Source organism: Aurantiacibacter suaedae, from assembly GCF_005434915.1.
Taxonomy (GTDB): Bacteria; Pseudomonadota; Alphaproteobacteria; order Sphingomonadales; family Sphingomonadaceae; genus Alteraurantiacibacter; species Alteraurantiacibacter suaedae.
In genome coordinates this window covers 286,219-300,318 of sequence record NZ_SKCG01000003.1, presented here as the reverse complement: position 1 = coordinate 300,318, position 14,100 = coordinate 286,219, and the positions used below count along the sequence as shown (strand labels likewise).

Here is a 14,100-nt window from a genome sequence, read left to right as displayed (position 1 = left end):
ACCCGATACCATCTGGATCTTGATACCGCTGGTTGGAATGACAATTCCGATCGTAAGGATCTGGACCAAGCACAAGCAGAAGATCGCCGAGCTCCAGCTTCAAACTACCGCGCAAGACACCGCCGAACGCGCCGCGCAATATGCCTCGCAGGTTCAGAAGCTGGAGGACCGGGTGCGCGTGCTCGAACGGATCGTGACCGACGGCGGCTACGATGTCGCCACCCAGATCGATGCCCTTCGCGATACCCGCAAGGTTGAGGATAGCGACTATGGCACCCCGCTCACCATGCCGGTGAAGGAGCGCGCACAATGAGCCTGTGGACAATGATCTTCCTGCTGGCGATCGGCGGCATGATTTTTGCCGCCTGGCGTCACCATCACGACGCCAGACACGGTATCGTTCGTGACAGCATGGGCGAACCGATCATCGACCGCAGCGGTAACTCGGCCCGCGAAGAGGAAATGGCCCGCGAGCTGGCCGAGCTGCGCGACCGGGTGAAAGTGCTCGAGCGGATCGCCACCGAGGATCGCGAAAGCCTCAGCCTCGCCCGCGAAATCGAACAATTGCGTGACGAAAGGAGCAAGTCGCAATGAGCGAGCCGATGTTGATCGCGCTGAGTGCGGTTCTGTCGCTGTCGATCCTGGCCGGCGCGGCGCTGATGATGTGGCAGGGCTGGCTGGCGCTGAAGCTGCGCGAACTGGAGACGGGGCGCATTGCGCCCGAGCACTTCGGCGGATCGCGCGAAGGCGCGGCCCGGATCGAGATCGCCGACCTGAAGGAGCGCATCCGCAAGCTCGAAGCCATCGCCAGCGGGGTCGATCTGTGATCAATCACCCTCCCCGCTCATGCTGAGCTTGTCGAAGCATTGCCTTTTCTTCTAGCGCAACGTGGAAACTGAAAGACAATCCTTCGACAAGCTCAGGATGAGCGGTAACAGGTGCCCATGCGATCCCTTCAAGACATTCATGAGGAATACGACTTCCTCGACGCCGACGAACGCTATCGCCTGCTGATCGAGCTGGGCCGCGAGCTGGAAGAAATGCCCGCCGCGCTGAAAACCGACGCCACGCTGGTGCGCGGGTGCTCGGCGCAGGTCTGGGTCTATCCCACGGGCGATTCCGAAAAGCTGCATTTCCTCGCCGACAGCAACGCTGCGATCACCAAGGGGATCGTCGCGCTGGTCGTATCGGCGGTGCAGGACAAGCCAGCAGAGGAAGTGGCCGCGATGGACGTTTCCGCCGCGCTCGAACCTTTCGACCTCAAGAACCAGCTGTCCTCCAACCGCACGCAGGGCGTCCCCAACATGATCGCGCTGGTGCGCGAACATGCGGCGCGAATAGCGAGCGCCTGACATGCACAGCCGGCTCTGGACCCTCGCCGGAGCGTTCTTCTTCTGCCTTGGCTGGATCGGCATCGTGCTGCCGCTGATGCCGGGCTTCGTATTCCTGCTGGTGGCGCTGTTCTGCTTCCTGCGCGGCCATCCCGAATGGGCCGAGCGGATGCTCAATCACAAGGTCTATGGCCCTCCCCTGCGCGATTGGCGCGAGCGGCGTGCAATCTCGCGCAAGGCCAAGAAGTCGGCGGTGATTGCGATGGCCATTGCCGGGGCGATCACCACCGCCATGGTCGGCTTTCCGGTTGCGCTGATCCCGCTCACCTGCCTTGCGGCCGTGGCGACATGGCTCTGGACCCGCAAGGAAGCGTGAGCCGCTAAAGGTTGCGCCCCACCGGCTGCGCACTCTCGCGCACCACAGCGATGCCCGCCTCACGCTGACGTCGCAGTTCGGCCTTGAGCTTGGCCGGGTCTTGCGCCCAGACAAAGCCGAAGCTCACTCCGCCTTCCTTGCCCACGGTTGCATGGTGGAGCCGATGAGCCTGCACCAGTCGCTTGGCATAACCGCGCTTGGGCACCCATTTGAAATAACGCTGGTGGACCAGCCCGTCGTGAACCAGCGTGTAGATGATGCCATAAAACAGGATGCCCAGCCCGATCCAAGTGGCGGGCCACCAGGCACCCTCCCCCATCACCAGCGGCGAACCGAGCGCGAACATCGCAATGCTCATCGCCGCGCCGACCACGGCATAGAGGTCATTTTTCTCCAGGACATTGTGATGCGGCTCATGATGATCGCGATGCCAGCCCCAGCCCCAACCATGCATGATATACTTGTGACTCGCCCAGGCGACCCACTCCATCCACGCCACAGTGGCCAGCACGATCAGCGCGGGAAGCAGAATATCGGTCATCAGAGCGTTATAGGCGCAAGCGTCCAGCCTTGCCAGACACAGGCGGCGCGTCAGTCGCCGCGATAGGTGTCCTGCTTGCGCGGGAGGCCAAAATACTGCTCGGCCACGTCACGGTCGATTCGCGAGGGGCGCAGGCTGTCCTTATCAAGACAGCACCACATGCTCTTGATTTCGGCCAGAACGTCTTCACCGCGCGCGATCACGGTGTTGTAAAACGCGCGCGCGCCGGCGACCTTTTCGAGCACCGTGGTGGCGTTGATATCGTCGGCCAGAAAGGCTGGCTTGCGATAGGTAATCTCGTGCTTGAGCGCGACCCACGCGATGCGTGCCGCTTCTTCGGCCGGGGCCAGCTTGTTCCAGTGCGCCAGCACCACATCCTGCACCCAGCCCAGATAGCGGGCATTGTTGACGTGCCCCATGAAGTCGATGTCGCCGGCTTCGATAGTGATCGGCATGGTGTGGGAGTTTGCAGGCATAAGTTTCAAATAGCTACCGGAGGCGCTTTTGCCAAGGTGTCTATTATGCGCGATCACCACCATGGTGGCGAGCGCTGACTTGGCGAGGGAGCAAAGGATCGCTATCTGCCCCGCATCATGACCGCCAGAACGCTCTACGAAAAAATCTGGGATGCCCACGTCGTCGCTCAGCGCGAGGATGGCACCTGCCTGATCTTCATCGACCGCCATCTCGTTCACGAGGTGACCAGCCCGCAGGCGTTCGAGGCGCTGCGCATGGCCGGCCGCACGGTGCGCCGCCCCGAGCTGACGCTGGCCGTGCCTGACCATAACGTGCCCACCACGGCGCGTGTGGATGCGGCGGGTAAGCGCATTCCCATCGCCGATCCGCAGAGCGCGCAGCAGCTCGCCGCTCTGGAAAAGAACGCGCCCGAATTCGGCATTCGCTATTTCGGCGCCACGGCGCGCGAACAGGGCATCGTTCACGTGGTCGGCCCCGAGCAGGGATTCTCTCTGCCGGGCACCACCATCGTCTGCGGCGATTCGCACACCGCCTGCCATGGCGGCGTAGGTGCCCTCGCCTTCGGGATTGGCACCAGCGAGGTCGAGCATGTGCTCGCCACACAGACGCTCCAGCTGCGCAAGTCGAAGACGATGGAAGTGCGCGTCGAGGGCGATCTCGGCCCCGGCGTCACCGCCAAGGATCTGATCATGCACATCGTCGGTGCCATCGGCACTGCGGGCGGCACCGGCCACGTAATCGAGTATCGCGGCAAGGTCTTCGAGCAGATGAGCATCGAGGCGCGCCTCACCGTTTGCAACATGAGCATCGAGGGCGGCGCACGCGCAGGCCTGATCGCGCCTGACGAGACGACCTTCGCCTATCTCAAGGATCGTCCGCTGGCTCCCAAGGGTGCCGAGTGGGACGAGGCCGTCGCCTACTGGAAGACGCTCCACACAGACGAAGGTGCAACGTTCGACAAGTCTGTGGTGATCGATGCTTCGGTGATCGAGCCGACCGTGACCTGGGGCACCAGTCCCGAGGACACCGTGGGTATTTCGGGCGCGGTTCCCGACCCGATGAGCTTTGCCGATCCGAACAAGCAGCGCGCCGCGCAGGCGAGCCTTGACTACATGGGCCTCGCGCCGGGTCAGAAGCTGGCCGAGGTCGAGGTGCAGAACATCTTTATCGGCTCGTGCACCAACAGCCGGATCGAGGACATGCGCGCCGCCGCCGAAGTGCTGCGCGGGCGGAAGGTCCACCCGAACATCAAGTGGGGCATCGTGGTGCCCGGCTCGGGCCTCGTGAAGCTTCAGGCAGAGGCTGAGGGGCTGGACAAGGTTTTCACCGAAGCAGGGTTGGAATGGCGCGAACCCGGTTGCTCGGCCTGTCTTGGCATGAACCCCGACAAGGTGCCGGCGGGCGAACGCTCGGCCTCGACCAGCAACCGCAACTTTGTCGGCCGGCAGGGTCCGGGAGCGCGCACACACCTCGTCTCGCCCGCCATGGCGGCGGCGGCGGCAGTCACCGGACGCCTTACCGACGTGCGCGAACTGGTGCGTGAGCCTGCGTAAGAGCGGCTTCGGCGCGGTCGTCGATAGCGACACGCGCCTCGTCATCCTCGGCTCGCTTCCGGGTGAACGCTCGCTCGTCGAGCGCCGCTATTACGCGCATCCGGGCAATGGCTTCTGGCACCTCGTCGGCGCGGTGATCGGCTGCGATCTGGCCTCGCTTGAATACGAGGCCCGCCTTGCCACCTTGCGCGCGCATCATATCGGCCTGTGGGATACGGTGGCATCGGCCGAGCGCAGCGGCAGCCTCGACACCGCGATCCGCGCGCACGAGGCAAACCCGCTGGCCGAATTTGCCGCAAGCCTGCCGCAGCTTCGCGCTCTCGCCTTCAACGGCGCGAAGTCGGCCAAGATCGGGCGCAAACAGCTGGCTGGGCACACCGCACCGCAGCTTGTCGATCTGCCCTCTTCCAGCGCCGCCTATGCCGCCATGCCGCTTGCGGAAAAGATCGAGCGCTGGATGGCTCTGCGCAAATTTCTCGGCTGACCCTTGCAACCGGGCCGCCGCACGCGCATTTGGCCTCATTATGACCAAGACAAAGATCCCCGGTACAACGGCCGCCATTGCAGGCGCTGCCATCGGCTCGGCCGCGATTGCCGCGGCGCTCCTGTTCACCTCGCGCAAGAAGAAAACGGTCGACGAACCTGAGCAGCTGCCGCCGATCCCCTCTGGCGAAGCGCCGGAGACCGACTGATGGAGAAGGTCACCGAAGTCGAAGGCCGCGCCTATCCGTTCGGGATGAAGAACGTCGATACCGACATCATCATCCCCGCCCATTTCCTCAAGACCGTCACTCGTGACGGGCTTGGTGAAGGTGCGTTCGAGGCGCTGCGCAAAGATGGCGATTCGGTGTTCGACAATCCCGAGTTCGCCGGTGCGCCGATCGTTATCGCGGGCGATAACTTCGGCTGCGGGTCAAGCCGCGAACATGCCGCCTGGGCTCTGCTCGACATGGGCGTGAAGGCCGTTATCGCACCGAGCTTTTCCGATATTTTCAGTGGCAACGCGTTCAAGAACGGCATTCTTACCGTCGCTCTGCCGCAAGAAGCGGTCGACCGGCTGATGGAAGTCGCCCAGACCGATTCCATCACCATCGACCTGGAGAACCAGAGCGTGAGCACGCCCTTCCAGGACCGCTGGACCTTTGAAATCGACCCGTTTCGCAAGAACTGCCTGCTCGAAGGGCTCGACGAAGTTGGATTGACGCTGCAAAGCGATGCCGTAATCAGCGCTTTCGAGGACCGCCTGCGCCGCGAGCAACCGTGGGTGGCCAGCGGCACGAAGGCTGCCGCCTAGCTTTTTTCCTTGAGGGGACCGCACGCATGACCAGTTTCAACGACCGCGAACGCGCCGAGGAGGCCAAGTTCGCCATGGACGAGAACACCGCCTTCCGCATCGCCGCACGCCGCAACCGCTTGCTGGGCGAATGGGCGGCGAAACTGATGAACCTCACGCCCGAGGAAACCGAAGCTTACAAGAAGGCGGTCGTCCAAGCAGACTTCGAGGAAGCGGGTGACGAGGACGTGATCCGCAAGGTGCTCGGTGACCTGACCCAGGCCGGCTGCGATGTCGAAGAAGCCACGGTGCGCGCGCAGCTTGGCGAAAGCGCGGTCGAAGCGCGTCGCCAGCTGATGAGCGAAAGCTGAGGCCTGCGCGATGGCGATGCCTGCTGCCGAAATCGAGGCGCTGATCCGCGCCGCCTTGCCCGATGCCGAAGTCGAAATGATCGACCTCGCAGGCGATAACGATCACTGGCACGCGCGCGTCACCAGCGCCGCCTTCGCCGGCAAGAGCCGCGTGGCGCAGCACAAGATGGTCTATGCCGCGATCGGTGAGCGGGTGGGCGGGGAACTGCACGCCTTGCAAGTGACCACCGCCGTGCCCAAGTGATTGTCATGATCGAATTTACCAGTGAGTGCCCCCATGTCTGATATCAACGCCCGCCTTACCAAGATCGTCGGCGATTCCGATGTCGTCCTGTTCATGAAAGGAACGCCGCTGTTCCCCCAATGCGGCTTTTCCAGCCGCGCCGTGGCAATCCTCGACCATTGCAACGTCGCCTTCGACAGCGTCGACGTGTTGCAGGACATGGAAGTGCGCCAGGGCATCAAGGCCTTTTCCGACTGGCCGACCATCCCCCAGCTCTATGTGAAGGGCGAATTTGTCGGCGGCTCGGACATCATGATGGAAATGTACGAAGCAGGCGAATTGCAGACCCTGCTCGATGAAAAGAAGGTCGCGAAAGCTTCCTGATATTTGCCCGCCCCTTTTGGGGCCGACTGACTATTCCAAATCCGCTGCCCGGCCTCACGCTCGGCAGCGGATTTTTCGTTGCGTCACGGCAATTGTTCTTGCTGCGCCTGGCAGCGGCTGCGGGATCGGTGATTTGGGAAAAGCTCGGGCGAGGCGGGGCCGGGAGACAGGTGGGGACCATGGGGAAACGGCCCCGCCTCTAACGAAGACCTCGAAAGGTACATCAGAAAAGACGCATGGCGCGTGCCAGTCTGGGCGAAACCGTAAAATCAGCGCAAGACGATGGTTCTCAAAATGTTAATGGCAGCGCGGGCTGTCAAAAAATCCGACATCGTTCATCGAGCCAGATCGTGAGCGGCAAAATCAGGCGCGCGCCAGCCGTGCGCTAGGGGCCAGATCACAGGATTTTACGCTGATATTCTTAATCATCGCGTACCGGTCGGCGCTTTTGGAACACCGACCGGACGACCTTAAATAAAGTGTTGTAAATACTTCTGGCAGATCACGAAAATGTAGGATCGTAAAACGTGATATCTCCGCGAGGAGTGCCAGCAGGGAAGACCATATCGGTGAAGTTACCGTCCACCCCACCGCGGGTGAGAGTTTCGAAACGACCGACCCTTTCCAAAACCGGAGCTTCGTAAACGCGCAGGCCGGTATTAGAAAAGCTCTCTGCTTGAAGAGTTTCCGACATAAGACAATCCTATAATAAAGACTGACACTGCTACGCTGTTTTTCTTTTTGCGTGTTGCGATCCGGTCAGCACGAGTCGCGAGCAAAAGATGGTTACCACCGTCTTAACTTTCCGAGAATATCTATTGTTTGGTCACTCGCGGAATCCCGACGCCCGTCCCGAATGGGCACAGGTCGCTTGGACGATCAGAGGAGAAAGCTGATTGGCGCGCCCAGCAGGATTCGAACCTGCGGCCTCAGGATTAGAAGTCCCGTGCTCTATCCAGCTGAGCTATGGGCGCGTTGGCCATGGCACTTAGCGATCTTTGCGGGCTAGGCAAATCGGCAGCGTCGCATAATCCGCTATCCGCCCTCTACCGCTTGCGGGCCGCTCGCGTTAACTTCCCGCGATGGATGACGAAGCGCCACACCCCACCGCTGCCAACCGCCACAGGGCCGAGGCCTTCCGCTACTATCCATATGTGATGGCAGCCTTCGTCGCGATCCTGCTGCTTTCCAACATCATCGGCGCATCGAAGCCCAGCTATCTGGCGCTCCCCGGCGGCGCGCAGTGGGCCTTCGGTGCGGGCGTGCTGTTCTTCCCGATCAGCTACATCATCGGCGACGTGCTGACCGAGGTCTATGGCTATGCCAACGCGCGGCGCGTGATCTGGACCGGCTTTGCCGCGCTCGCCTTCATGGCCTTCATGTCCGCCGTAGTGGTGGCGCTGCCGCCGGCTCAAGGATGGCCGGGGCAGGAGGCTTACGAATTCGTGTTCGGCAACAGCTGGCGCATCGTGCTCGCTTCGATGGCGGCGTTCTGGGCGGGCGAGTTCGCCAACGCCTTCGTGCTCGCAAAAATGAAGCTGCTGACCAAAGGACGGATGCTATGGACCCGCACAATTGGTTCAACCGTGGTCGGACAGGGGCTCGATAGCCTGATCTTCTACCCGCTCGCGTTTTACGGGCTGGCGGGTTGGCCGGTCGAGCAGCTGTGGCAGGTGATACTCTCCCAGTGGGCGATCAAGACTGCCTGGGAAGCGCTGCTCACCCCTTTCACCTATTGGGCGGTAAACTTTCTGAAGCGCCGCGAGGGGGTCGATGTGTTCGACGAACAGACCGATTTCTCCCCCTTCGGGCATTCCTGACTTTCGCTCAGTTGGCGAGCAGCCAGATCAGCAGGTAGATGAGGAAAAGGCTCCCGAACCCCACCACCGCGCCGACGGCAAAGATCAACCGAACGAGCAGCGGGTCGACATTGGTGTAGTTGGCGATTCCCGAGCAGACACCGCCGATCAGCTTGTCGCCCTTGTCGAGGTGGAATTTGCGCGGAGCCTGCGGGCTGTTCTGCATATTCAATTCGCTCATGCCAGCACCATCGTGGCAGCGGTCGTGGCGGGCGGAGCGAAGCTGGCCACCAGCAGGCCGGTGGTGATCGCAAGTGCGCCGAAAGCGGCGAAGAAACGATTGGCGAGTTCCGAATTGGCAAACATGATAAATCCCCTTGTTGGTTATCCGAGCGGCTCATCCGCTCGATGCCAGCAACATTGCAGGGGGCGTGCCAGTTTGCGCAAAACGGCGGAAACGTGCCGTTTTCGTTCATCGCGCCGCAAGCTTAGATCTGCACCAATACCAACACTTGGGAAAAATTCCCAAGTGATGGCGAAGGACTTTTTGCATGACCTGCCCCGCCCTGCTCGGCTAATGCCGGGGCCGTCCCATGGCGCTTGACCGCATCCTTCTCACCGCTTTCCGCAACCACGCCGAAACCCGGCTTGACGGTGCGCGCGCCATCAACCTGCTGGTGGGCGAAAACGGTGCGGGCAAGACCAACGTGCTCGAAGCGATCTCGCTGTTTGCTCCCGGTCGGGGGCTGCGCCGCGCGGCCCTGCCCGACATGGCACTGGCTGGCGGCAATGGCAGCTTTGCGGTCAGCGCCACGCTCGCGCCTGCGAGCGACCTCGGCGAGCCGCTCGCGCTGGGCACCGGCATTGCCGCCGACCGGCCGGGTCGCCGTCTGCTTCGGATCAACGGCGCCAATGCGAGTGCCACCGCGCTGGCCGAATGGATCGCCATGGGCTGGCTGACCCCGGCGATGGATGGGCTGTTCATGGCCAGCCCCGGCGAGCGGCGGCGCTATATGGACCGGCTGGCCCTGGCGATCTTCCCCGATCATGCCCGCATTTCCGGCAGGTTCGAAGCCGCGCTGCGCGAGCGCAACCGGATGCTGGCGGACGAACGCGGCCCCGACCGCGGCTGGCTGGCGGCGAACGAGGCGCAGCTGGCCGAAGCCGGAGCCGCGCTTGCGAGCCGCCGTGCTGCGCTGGTCGAGGCTCTGGCCGAAGCCCTGGCGCTGGAACCCGATGAACCCTTCGCCCGCCCCCTGCTCGCCTACGAGGCGGGCGGCCCGCTGGGCGCAGGTCAACTGGCGGAGGCGCTCGCCGCCAGCCGCAGCCGCGACATCTCCGCGCGCCGCACGCTTACCGGGCCTCATCGCGACGATCTGGCGGTGACCATGGCGGGCAAACAGGCTCCGGCGGCGCAGTGTTCTACCGGAGAGCAAAAGGCCATGTTGGTCGCCATCACGCTCGCCCATGCCGCGCTGGCGGCGCGGGGGCGCGCCAGTGTGCTGTTGCTCGACGAGGTAGCCGCTCATCTCGACCCGGTGCGACGCGAGGCCCTGTTCGACCGGCTGCGCGCGAGTGGAACGCAGGTTTGGCTGACTGGGACCGAGCCTGCGCCGTTTGAGGGGATTTTGCAGGAGGCGGCGTGTTGGCGAGTCAGTGGCGGCGCGGTGGAGCCTTTTTAGACCCACCCCGCTCGGTCTGGACCAATCCCTGCATCCGCTCATCCTTGAGCTTAATCTTCCTCCGGCAACGCCCCGACAATCGTATCGACCTGCGCTGCCACCATCGCCTTCACGCCATCTGCCGTCGGGTGAATATGGTCCTCCAGCAACAGCGACGGGTTCTCCGCCAGCTCGCGCATGAAGAACGGCACCAGCGTCGCGCCATATTCGTCGGCCAGCGCGGGATAGATCGCATCGAACTGCTGCTGGAACTGCGGCCCGCCGTTGGGCGGCGCACGCATTCCCATCAGCACCACCGGCAGCCCGCGCGCCTGCACCTTTTGCAGAATCTGCGACAGGTTCGCCTTTGTCTGTTCGGGCGCGATGCCGCGCAGCAGGTCGTTCCCGCCCAGCTCCACCAGCGCGAGGTCGACCTCGTCCGGCAGGTTGTCGAGCACGAAATCGAGCCGTTGCAGACCCGCCGCCGTGGTATCACCCGAAACGCCCGCGTCCATCACCCGCGCGTTGATCCCGCGTGCGCGCAGCACCCGTTCCAGCTCTTCAGGATAACCCTCGTCCGTTTCGAGGTCATAGCCTGCAAACAGGCTGTCTCCGAAGGCGAGGATGACCCGCTCCGGCCCCTCGACCACCGCATCTTGCGGCGCATCTGCGACAATTTGTTGCACCTGCTCGCCTTGAGGCGGGGCGGATTGTTCCCCACATGCGATAAGCACAAAACATGAGGCAGCCCCCAAACCCAACTTTATCAGCCGCATGATGCTTCCTTGCCGCTCCGGCACTGCGATAGTCATCTGGCCAAGCTATGCCATGGAGCCCCTTTGACAAGCCCCACACCGCTTTCTCAGGCCGCCGCCTCCCCCGTTATCGATGCCCGTGACCTGCGCCTGACCCTCGGCGACGGGCGTGCCGCCACCGAGATTCTGCGCGGTATCGAGCTGCGCGTTATGCCCGGTGAGACGCTTGCACTGCTTGGCCCATCGGGCAGCGGCAAAAGCTCGCTGATGGCTGTCCTCACCGGGCTGGAACGCGCCTCGGGCGGCGTGCTGCACGTGGCCGGGGCCGATTTCTCGGCGCTTGACGAGGATGCGCTGGCGCTCGCGCGGCGCGGGCGGATCGGGATTGTGCTGCAAGCCTTCCACCTTTTGCCGACTATGACCGCGCAGGAAAACGTCGCCACTCCGATGGAGCTTGCGGGCAAAAAGGACGCGTGGGAGCGCGCCGGGGCCGAACTCGAAGCGGTCGGCCTCGGGCACCGCCTCACCCACTATCCCACCCAGCTTTCGGGCGGCGAGCAGCAGCGTGTGGCCATCGCCCGCGCCCTTGCCCCACGCCCGCCGCTGCTGTTCGCCGACGAGCCGACCGGCAACCTCGACCAGTCCACTGGCGAAGCGATCATCGACTTGCTGTTCACTCGCCGCGAAGAGACCGGGGCCACGCTGGTCATGATCACCCATGATGAGGACCTGGCCCATCGCTGCGACCGGATCGTGCGGCTGGCCGACGGGCTGATCGTCAGCGACGAACGCGCAGGTGCCGCCTGATGCAGCTTAGCGCCGCATGGGGCATCGCCCGGCGTGACCTGTCGGCGCGCTTTTCGGGGCTGCGCCTGCTGCTGGTCTGTCTGTTCCTCGGCGTCGGCGCGCTGGCCGCGATTGGCAGCCTGACCGGCGCAATCCGCAGCCAGCTTCAGGCCGAGGGGCGCACGATCCTCGGCGGCGATCTCGAAGTGGAGGTGTGGCAGCGGTTGCTCACCGACGACGAGAAGGCCTTTATCGGGCAATATGGCACGCTGTCCGAAGGGCTGCGCTTGCAGGGTATGGCAAGCACTGCCGATGCTGCCGCGCCGGTCGAGCTGAAGGCGGTCGACGTGAAGTGGCCGCTGGTCGGCTCGCTGGTGCTGGAAAGCGGCGAGCAGGTCGGCGCGCCGCCGCCGGGCACCGCATGGCTCGCCCCCGGCGCGGCCGAGCGGCTGGGTGTAAAGGTGGGCGACAGTTTCACGCTCGGCACCCGCACGGTGCGTGTGGGCGGGATCATCGCCGACGAGCCTGACCGGCTTTCCGAAGGTTTCCAGCTGGGCCAGACGGTGATCGTGCCGCTTGACCTGCCCGAAGCCGCCGGGCTGGTTGCACCGGGCTCGATGTATCAAAGCAAGACCCGCCTCGCGTTCAACGCGCCCTACGATGGCGAGGGCGTGGAAGGGGCGATCGCGCAGAAATTTCCGGGACGCGGATACGATTTTCGCACCGCCGAGCGCGCCTCGCCGGGAGCCGAGCGGTTCGTCTCGCGGCTGGGCGAGTTTCTCACGCTGGTGGGGCTGGCGGCGCTGGTGATTGCCGGCATCGGCATCGGCCTGGGGGTGAATTCCTATCTCGAAGCACGCCGACGCGCGATTGCCACGCTGAAAATTCTCGGCGCGACCTCGCGCGACATTGTCACGATTTACGGCTTGCAGATCGGTGCCGCCGCGCTCGTCGGGTCAGCGGCGGGGCTGCTGGCGGGTTTCGCGGTAACGCCGCTGCTGGCGAGCGCGCTGGGCGACCTCTTGCCGGTCGAGACTGGGCTGGTGTTCGATCCGCTCGCGCTGGCACGGGCGCTGGCCTTCGGGCTGCTGGTGGCGCTGGTCTTTGCCGCGCCGCCTTTGCTGCGTGCGCGCGATTTTCCCGCGATGGCGCTGATGCGTTCGCGCGTTTCGCCGCTGGCACGGGCGTGGAAGACCTATGCCCTGCCGGTGGGGCTGGGGCTTGCCGGAATCGTGGCGCTGACGCTGATCGGCTCGCCTACCCCGCTGCAATCGGCGCTGTTCCTGGCAGGAGCCGCCGTGCTGCTGGCGCTGTTATGGCTGCTCGGCCTCGCCATCCGCCGCGCCGCTGCGAAAGCGCCGCGCCCGTCCGACCCGATCCTGCGTTCGGGCCTTGCCAACCTCCATCGCCCCGGCGCTGCCACCGGATCGCTGGTGACCGCGCTCGGCTTCGGATTGTCCGCCTTCGTGCTGCTTGCGGCTGTTCAGACCAGCCTTGCCGGAAACATCGCCCGCTCGGTGCCAGAACGCGCGCCAGACTATTTCGTGCTCGATGTGCCCAAGGCGGGCCTTGCGGAGTTCCGCCAGACGATCGAGAAATTCGCTCCCGGCAGCGAGATTACCGCCGTGCCCACCCTGCGCGGCGCGGTGATCGCCTATGGCCCTGACGATAATCAGACGCGGGTGGAGGACCTCAAAGAACTGCCCGACGGTGCCTGGGCGCTGCGCGGTGAGCGCGGCCTGACCTATTCGGACACTCTGCCCGAGGGCAATTCGGTAACGTCGGGCAAGTTCTGGGCTGCCGACCACAGCGGCGAGCCGGAAGTTTCGGTCGATGAGGAACTGGCCGAGGCCGTCGGCCTCCAGATCGGTGACACGCTCACGGTGTCGCTGCTGGGGGTGGAGCGGACTGCGCGCATCACCAGCTTCCGGCGGATCGACTGGGAAAGCCTCGGTTTCAACAACGTCTTCGTATTCTCGCCTAACGCGCTTGAGGATGCCCCGCACAACTTCGCCGCCACCATCGATCTGCCCGAAGGCACAAGCGGCAGCGGCCTGCTCCGCCTGCTGATTGGCGCATTTCCCAGCGCGAGCGTGATCGAGGTCGGCCCGATCCTGACCGAGGCGCGCGCGATTCTCGATCAGGTTGCGCTGGCCATTCTCGCGGCTGCTGCGGTGGCCGTGCTGGCGGGCCTCGCCGTGCTGCTCGGCGCAATCGCCGCCGCGCGCGCCGCGCGGACTTACGATACGGTGGTGCTGCGCGTGCTCGGGGCCAGCCGCCGCCAGCTTCTGGGGCTGCTGCTGGCCGAGTTCGGATTGCTTGCGGCGGTGCTCGCAGGGGTGGCGCTGGCGCTGGGCACGGGGCTAGCCTGGCTGGTGATTACCCAGGTGTTCGACTTCGACTGGCTGCCCGACTGGCCGCGCATCATCATGGTGCTGGGCGCAGGGCTGGTGCTGGTGCTCGGCTTTGCCATCGGAGCCTCGCTGCCGCTGCTGCGCGCGCGGCCCGCACAGAGCCTGCGCGCGCTTTAACAGGCGGCGGCGGAGCCATCGCCCCGCCGCCGCAAAATC

22 protein-coding genes and 1 tRNA gene are annotated in these 14,100 nt (G+C 64.3%); 16 read left to right on the top strand and 7 right to left on the bottom strand.

Features of this window, described 5'->3' with window-relative positions:
* The first annotated feature begins 37 nt into the window (after nt 1-37).
* The 5 genes from E0473_RS12485 to E0473_RS12465 all read left to right on the top strand — a co-directional run bounded on the left by E0473_RS12485 (nt 38) and on the right by E0473_RS12465 (nt 1,707).
* Nucleotides 38-313 (top strand): hypothetical protein, encoded by a 276-nt coding sequence (locus E0473_RS12485; RefSeq protein WP_338325097.1) that lies wholly within the window; start codon nt 38-40, stop codon nt 311-313.
* A complete protein-coding gene (locus E0473_RS12480) occupies nt 310-594 on the top strand; it encodes a hypothetical protein (protein ID WP_137681218.1) in 285 nt (94 codons plus the stop codon). The genes E0473_RS12485 and E0473_RS12480 overlap by 4 nt, the downstream gene beginning before the upstream one ends.
* Nucleotides 591-827 (top strand): hypothetical protein, encoded by a 237-nt coding sequence (locus E0473_RS12475; protein ID WP_137681217.1) that lies wholly within the window; start codon nt 591-593, stop codon nt 825-827. Before E0473_RS12480 ends, E0473_RS12475 begins: the two co-directional genes overlap by 4 nt.
* 117 nt (nt 828-944) lie before the next feature.
* The gene (locus E0473_RS12470; RefSeq protein WP_137681216.1) at nt 945-1,352 is read left to right on the top strand and encodes a SufE family protein; all 408 of its coding nucleotides are present in this window, start codon (nt 945-947) and stop codon (nt 1,350-1,352) included.
* A gap of 1 nt (nt 1,353) precedes the next feature.
* Nucleotides 1,354-1,707 carry a YbaN family protein gene (locus E0473_RS12465; protein WP_137681215.1) on the top strand — a complete coding sequence of 118 codons (354 nt, stop codon included), beginning with the start codon at nt 1,354-1,356 and terminating at the stop codon, nt 1,705-1,707.
* Nucleotides 1,708-1,711: 4 nt separating this feature from the next.
* Here the strand turns inward: E0473_RS12465 and E0473_RS12460 are convergent, their stop codons facing one another.
* Together E0473_RS12460 and E0473_RS12455 are read right to left on the bottom strand one after the other, a co-directional pair.
* A complete protein-coding gene (locus tag E0473_RS12460) occupies nt 1,712-2,248 on the bottom strand; it encodes a sterol desaturase family protein (RefSeq protein WP_137681214.1) in 537 nt (178 codons plus the stop codon).
* 50 nt (nt 2,249-2,298) lie between these two features.
* The gene (locus E0473_RS12455; protein ID WP_137681213.1) at nt 2,299-2,724 is read right to left on the bottom strand and encodes an acyl-CoA thioesterase; all 426 of its coding nucleotides are present in this window, start codon (nt 2,722-2,724) and stop codon (nt 2,299-2,301) included.
* Nucleotides 2,725-2,838: 114 nt separating this feature from the next.
* Between E0473_RS12455 and leuC the strand changes: the two genes are divergently transcribed.
* The 7 genes from leuC to grxD are packed head-to-tail and all read left to right on the top strand — an operon-like array spanning nt 2,839 to nt 6,529.
* A complete protein-coding gene (gene leuC, locus E0473_RS12450) occupies nt 2,839-4,278 on the top strand; it encodes a 3-isopropylmalate dehydratase large subunit (protein WP_170308146.1) in 1,440 nt (479 codons plus the stop codon).
* Nucleotides 4,265-4,762 (top strand): DNA-deoxyinosine glycosylase, encoded by a 498-nt coding sequence (locus E0473_RS12445; RefSeq protein ID WP_137681211.1) that lies wholly within the window; start codon nt 4,265-4,267, stop codon nt 4,760-4,762. The genes leuC and E0473_RS12445 overlap by 14 nt, the downstream gene beginning before the upstream one ends.
* 40 nt (nt 4,763-4,802) lie before the next feature.
* Nucleotides 4,803-4,970: an isopropylmalate isomerase gene (locus E0473_RS12440; RefSeq protein ID WP_137681210.1), complete on the top strand. Its 168-nt coding sequence runs from the start codon at nt 4,803-4,805 to the stop codon at nt 4,968-4,970.
* Nucleotides 4,970-5,572, top strand: coding sequence for a 3-isopropylmalate dehydratase small subunit (leuD, locus tag E0473_RS12435; RefSeq protein WP_137681209.1), 603 nt, complete (start codon nt 4,970-4,972; stop codon nt 5,570-5,572). The genes E0473_RS12440 and leuD overlap by 1 nt, the downstream gene beginning before the upstream one ends.
* A 26-nt stretch (nt 5,573-5,598) precedes the next feature.
* Entirely contained in the window at nt 5,599-5,922 is a 324-nt protein-coding gene (locus E0473_RS12430) for a DUF1476 domain-containing protein (protein ID WP_137681208.1), read from the top strand.
* A 10-nt stretch (nt 5,923-5,932) separates the two neighbouring features.
* On the top strand, nt 5,933-6,166 hold the full coding sequence (locus E0473_RS12425; RefSeq protein ID WP_137681207.1) for a BolA/IbaG family iron-sulfur metabolism protein: 234 nt from the start codon (nt 5,933-5,935) through the stop codon (nt 6,164-6,166).
* 33 nt (nt 6,167-6,199) lie between these two features.
* Nucleotides 6,200-6,529 (top strand): Grx4 family monothiol glutaredoxin, encoded by a 330-nt coding sequence (grxD, locus tag E0473_RS12420; RefSeq protein ID WP_137681206.1) that lies wholly within the window; start codon nt 6,200-6,202, stop codon nt 6,527-6,529.
* 502 nt (nt 6,530-7,031) lie between these two features.
* On the opposite strand, the gene E0473_RS12415 is transcribed toward grxD, so the two are convergent.
* Both E0473_RS12415 and E0473_RS12410 read right to left on the bottom strand, forming a co-directional pair.
* Nucleotides 7,032-7,223 (bottom strand): lasso RiPP family leader peptide-containing protein, encoded by a 192-nt coding sequence (locus E0473_RS12415; protein ID WP_137681205.1) that lies wholly within the window; start codon nt 7,221-7,223, stop codon nt 7,032-7,034.
* Nucleotides 7,224-7,426: 203 nt separating this feature from the next.
* Nucleotides 7,427-7,503, bottom strand: a tRNA-Arg gene (locus E0473_RS12410).
* Nucleotides 7,504-7,611: 108 nt separating this feature from the next.
* Here E0473_RS12410 and E0473_RS12405 point away from each other — a divergent pair.
* Nucleotides 7,612-8,349: a queuosine precursor transporter gene (locus E0473_RS12405; RefSeq protein ID WP_137681204.1), complete on the top strand. Its 738-nt coding sequence runs from the start codon at nt 7,612-7,614 to the stop codon at nt 8,347-8,349.
* A 7-nt stretch (nt 8,350-8,356) separates the two neighbouring features.
* On the opposite strand, the gene E0473_RS12400 is transcribed toward E0473_RS12405, so the two are convergent.
* Both E0473_RS12400 and E0473_RS15745 read right to left on the bottom strand, forming a co-directional pair.
* Nucleotides 8,357-8,569, bottom strand: a complete 213-nt coding sequence (locus tag E0473_RS12400; protein ID WP_137681203.1) for a PspC domain-containing protein — start codon at nt 8,567-8,569, stop codon at nt 8,357-8,359.
* Complete coding sequence (locus E0473_RS15745) at nt 8,566-8,694, bottom strand: hypothetical protein (RefSeq protein WP_277751519.1); 129 nt, start codon at nt 8,692-8,694, stop codon at nt 8,566-8,568. The genes E0473_RS12400 and E0473_RS15745 overlap by 4 nt, the downstream gene beginning before the upstream one ends.
* A gap of 227 nt (nt 8,695-8,921) precedes the next feature.
* Between E0473_RS15745 and recF the strand changes: the two genes are divergently transcribed.
* The gene (gene recF / locus E0473_RS12395) at nt 8,922-10,010 is read left to right on the top strand and encodes a DNA replication/repair protein RecF (protein ID WP_137681202.1); all 1,089 of its coding nucleotides are present in this window, start codon (nt 8,922-8,924) and stop codon (nt 10,008-10,010) included.
* Between the two features lie 50 nt (nt 10,011-10,060).
* Here recF and E0473_RS12390 read toward each other — a convergent pair whose 3' ends face one another.
* On the bottom strand, nt 10,061-10,675 hold the full coding sequence (locus E0473_RS12390) for an arylesterase (protein WP_241657495.1): 615 nt from the start codon (nt 10,673-10,675) through the stop codon (nt 10,061-10,063).
* 153 nt (nt 10,676-10,828) lie between these two features.
* On the opposite strand from E0473_RS12390, the gene E0473_RS12385 reads away from it, so the two are divergent.
* Together E0473_RS12385 and E0473_RS12380 are read left to right on the top strand one after the other, a co-directional pair.
* Nucleotides 10,829-11,551, top strand: a complete 723-nt coding sequence (locus E0473_RS12385) for an ABC transporter ATP-binding protein (RefSeq protein WP_137681200.1) — start codon at nt 10,829-10,831, stop codon at nt 11,549-11,551.
* Complete coding sequence (locus E0473_RS12380; RefSeq protein ID WP_137681199.1) at nt 11,551-14,061, top strand: ABC transporter permease; 2,511 nt, start codon at nt 11,551-11,553, stop codon at nt 14,059-14,061. The genes E0473_RS12385 and E0473_RS12380 overlap by 1 nt, the downstream gene beginning before the upstream one ends.
* Nucleotides 14,062-14,100: the final 39 nt, after the last annotated feature.

Bases quoted from the DNA above. Each gene is read 5' to 3' on its own strand.
- recF (WP_137681202.1), top strand. From the start codon at position 8,922: ATGGCGCTTGACCGCATCCTTCTCACCGCTTTCCGCAACCACGCCGAA.
- E0473_RS12465 (WP_137681215.1), top strand. From the start codon at position 1,354: ATGCACAGCCGGCTCTGGACCCTCGCCGGAGCGTTCTTCTTCTGCCTT.
- E0473_RS12480 (WP_137681218.1), top strand. From the start codon at position 310: ATGAGCCTGTGGACAATGATCTTCCTGCTGGCGATCGGCGGCATGATT.
- E0473_RS12405 (WP_137681204.1), top strand. From the start codon at position 7,612: ATGGATGACGAAGCGCCACACCCCACCGCTGCCAACCGCCACAGGGCC.
- E0473_RS12460 (WP_137681214.1), bottom strand. From the start codon at position 2,248: ATGACCGATATTCTGCTTCCCGCGCTGATCGTGCTGGCCACTGTGGCG.
- E0473_RS12415 (WP_137681205.1), bottom strand. From the start codon at position 7,223: ATGTCGGAAACTCTTCAAGCAGAGAGCTTTTCTAATACCGGCCTGCGC.
- E0473_RS12425 (WP_137681207.1), top strand. From the start codon at position 5,933: ATGGCGATGCCTGCTGCCGAAATCGAGGCGCTGATCCGCGCCGCCTTG.
- E0473_RS12455 (WP_137681213.1), bottom strand. From the start codon at position 2,724: ATGCCTGCAAACTCCCACACCATGCCGATCACTATCGAAGCCGGCGAC.
- E0473_RS15745 (WP_277751519.1), bottom strand. From the start codon at position 8,694: ATGTTTGCCAATTCGGAACTCGCCAATCGTTTCTTCGCCGCTTTCGGC.
- E0473_RS12475 (WP_137681217.1), top strand. From the start codon at position 591: ATGAGCGAGCCGATGTTGATCGCGCTGAGTGCGGTTCTGTCGCTGTCG.
- E0473_RS12440 (WP_137681210.1), top strand. From the start codon at position 4,803: ATGACCAAGACAAAGATCCCCGGTACAACGGCCGCCATTGCAGGCGCT.
- grxD (WP_137681206.1), top strand. From the start codon at position 6,200: ATGTCTGATATCAACGCCCGCCTTACCAAGATCGTCGGCGATTCCGAT.
- E0473_RS12430 (WP_137681208.1), top strand. From the start codon at position 5,599: ATGACCAGTTTCAACGACCGCGAACGCGCCGAGGAGGCCAAGTTCGCC.
- E0473_RS12400 (WP_137681203.1), bottom strand. From the start codon at position 8,569: ATGAGCGAATTGAATATGCAGAACAGCCCGCAGGCTCCGCGCAAATTC.
- E0473_RS12380 (WP_137681199.1), top strand. From the start codon at position 11,551: ATGCAGCTTAGCGCCGCATGGGGCATCGCCCGGCGTGACCTGTCGGCG.
- leuD (WP_137681209.1), top strand. From the start codon at position 4,970: ATGGAGAAGGTCACCGAAGTCGAAGGCCGCGCCTATCCGTTCGGGATG.
- E0473_RS12470 (WP_137681216.1), top strand. From the start codon at position 945: ATGCGATCCCTTCAAGACATTCATGAGGAATACGACTTCCTCGACGCC.
- E0473_RS12485 (WP_338325097.1), top strand. From the start codon at position 38: ATGACAATTCCGATCGTAAGGATCTGGACCAAGCACAAGCAGAAGATC.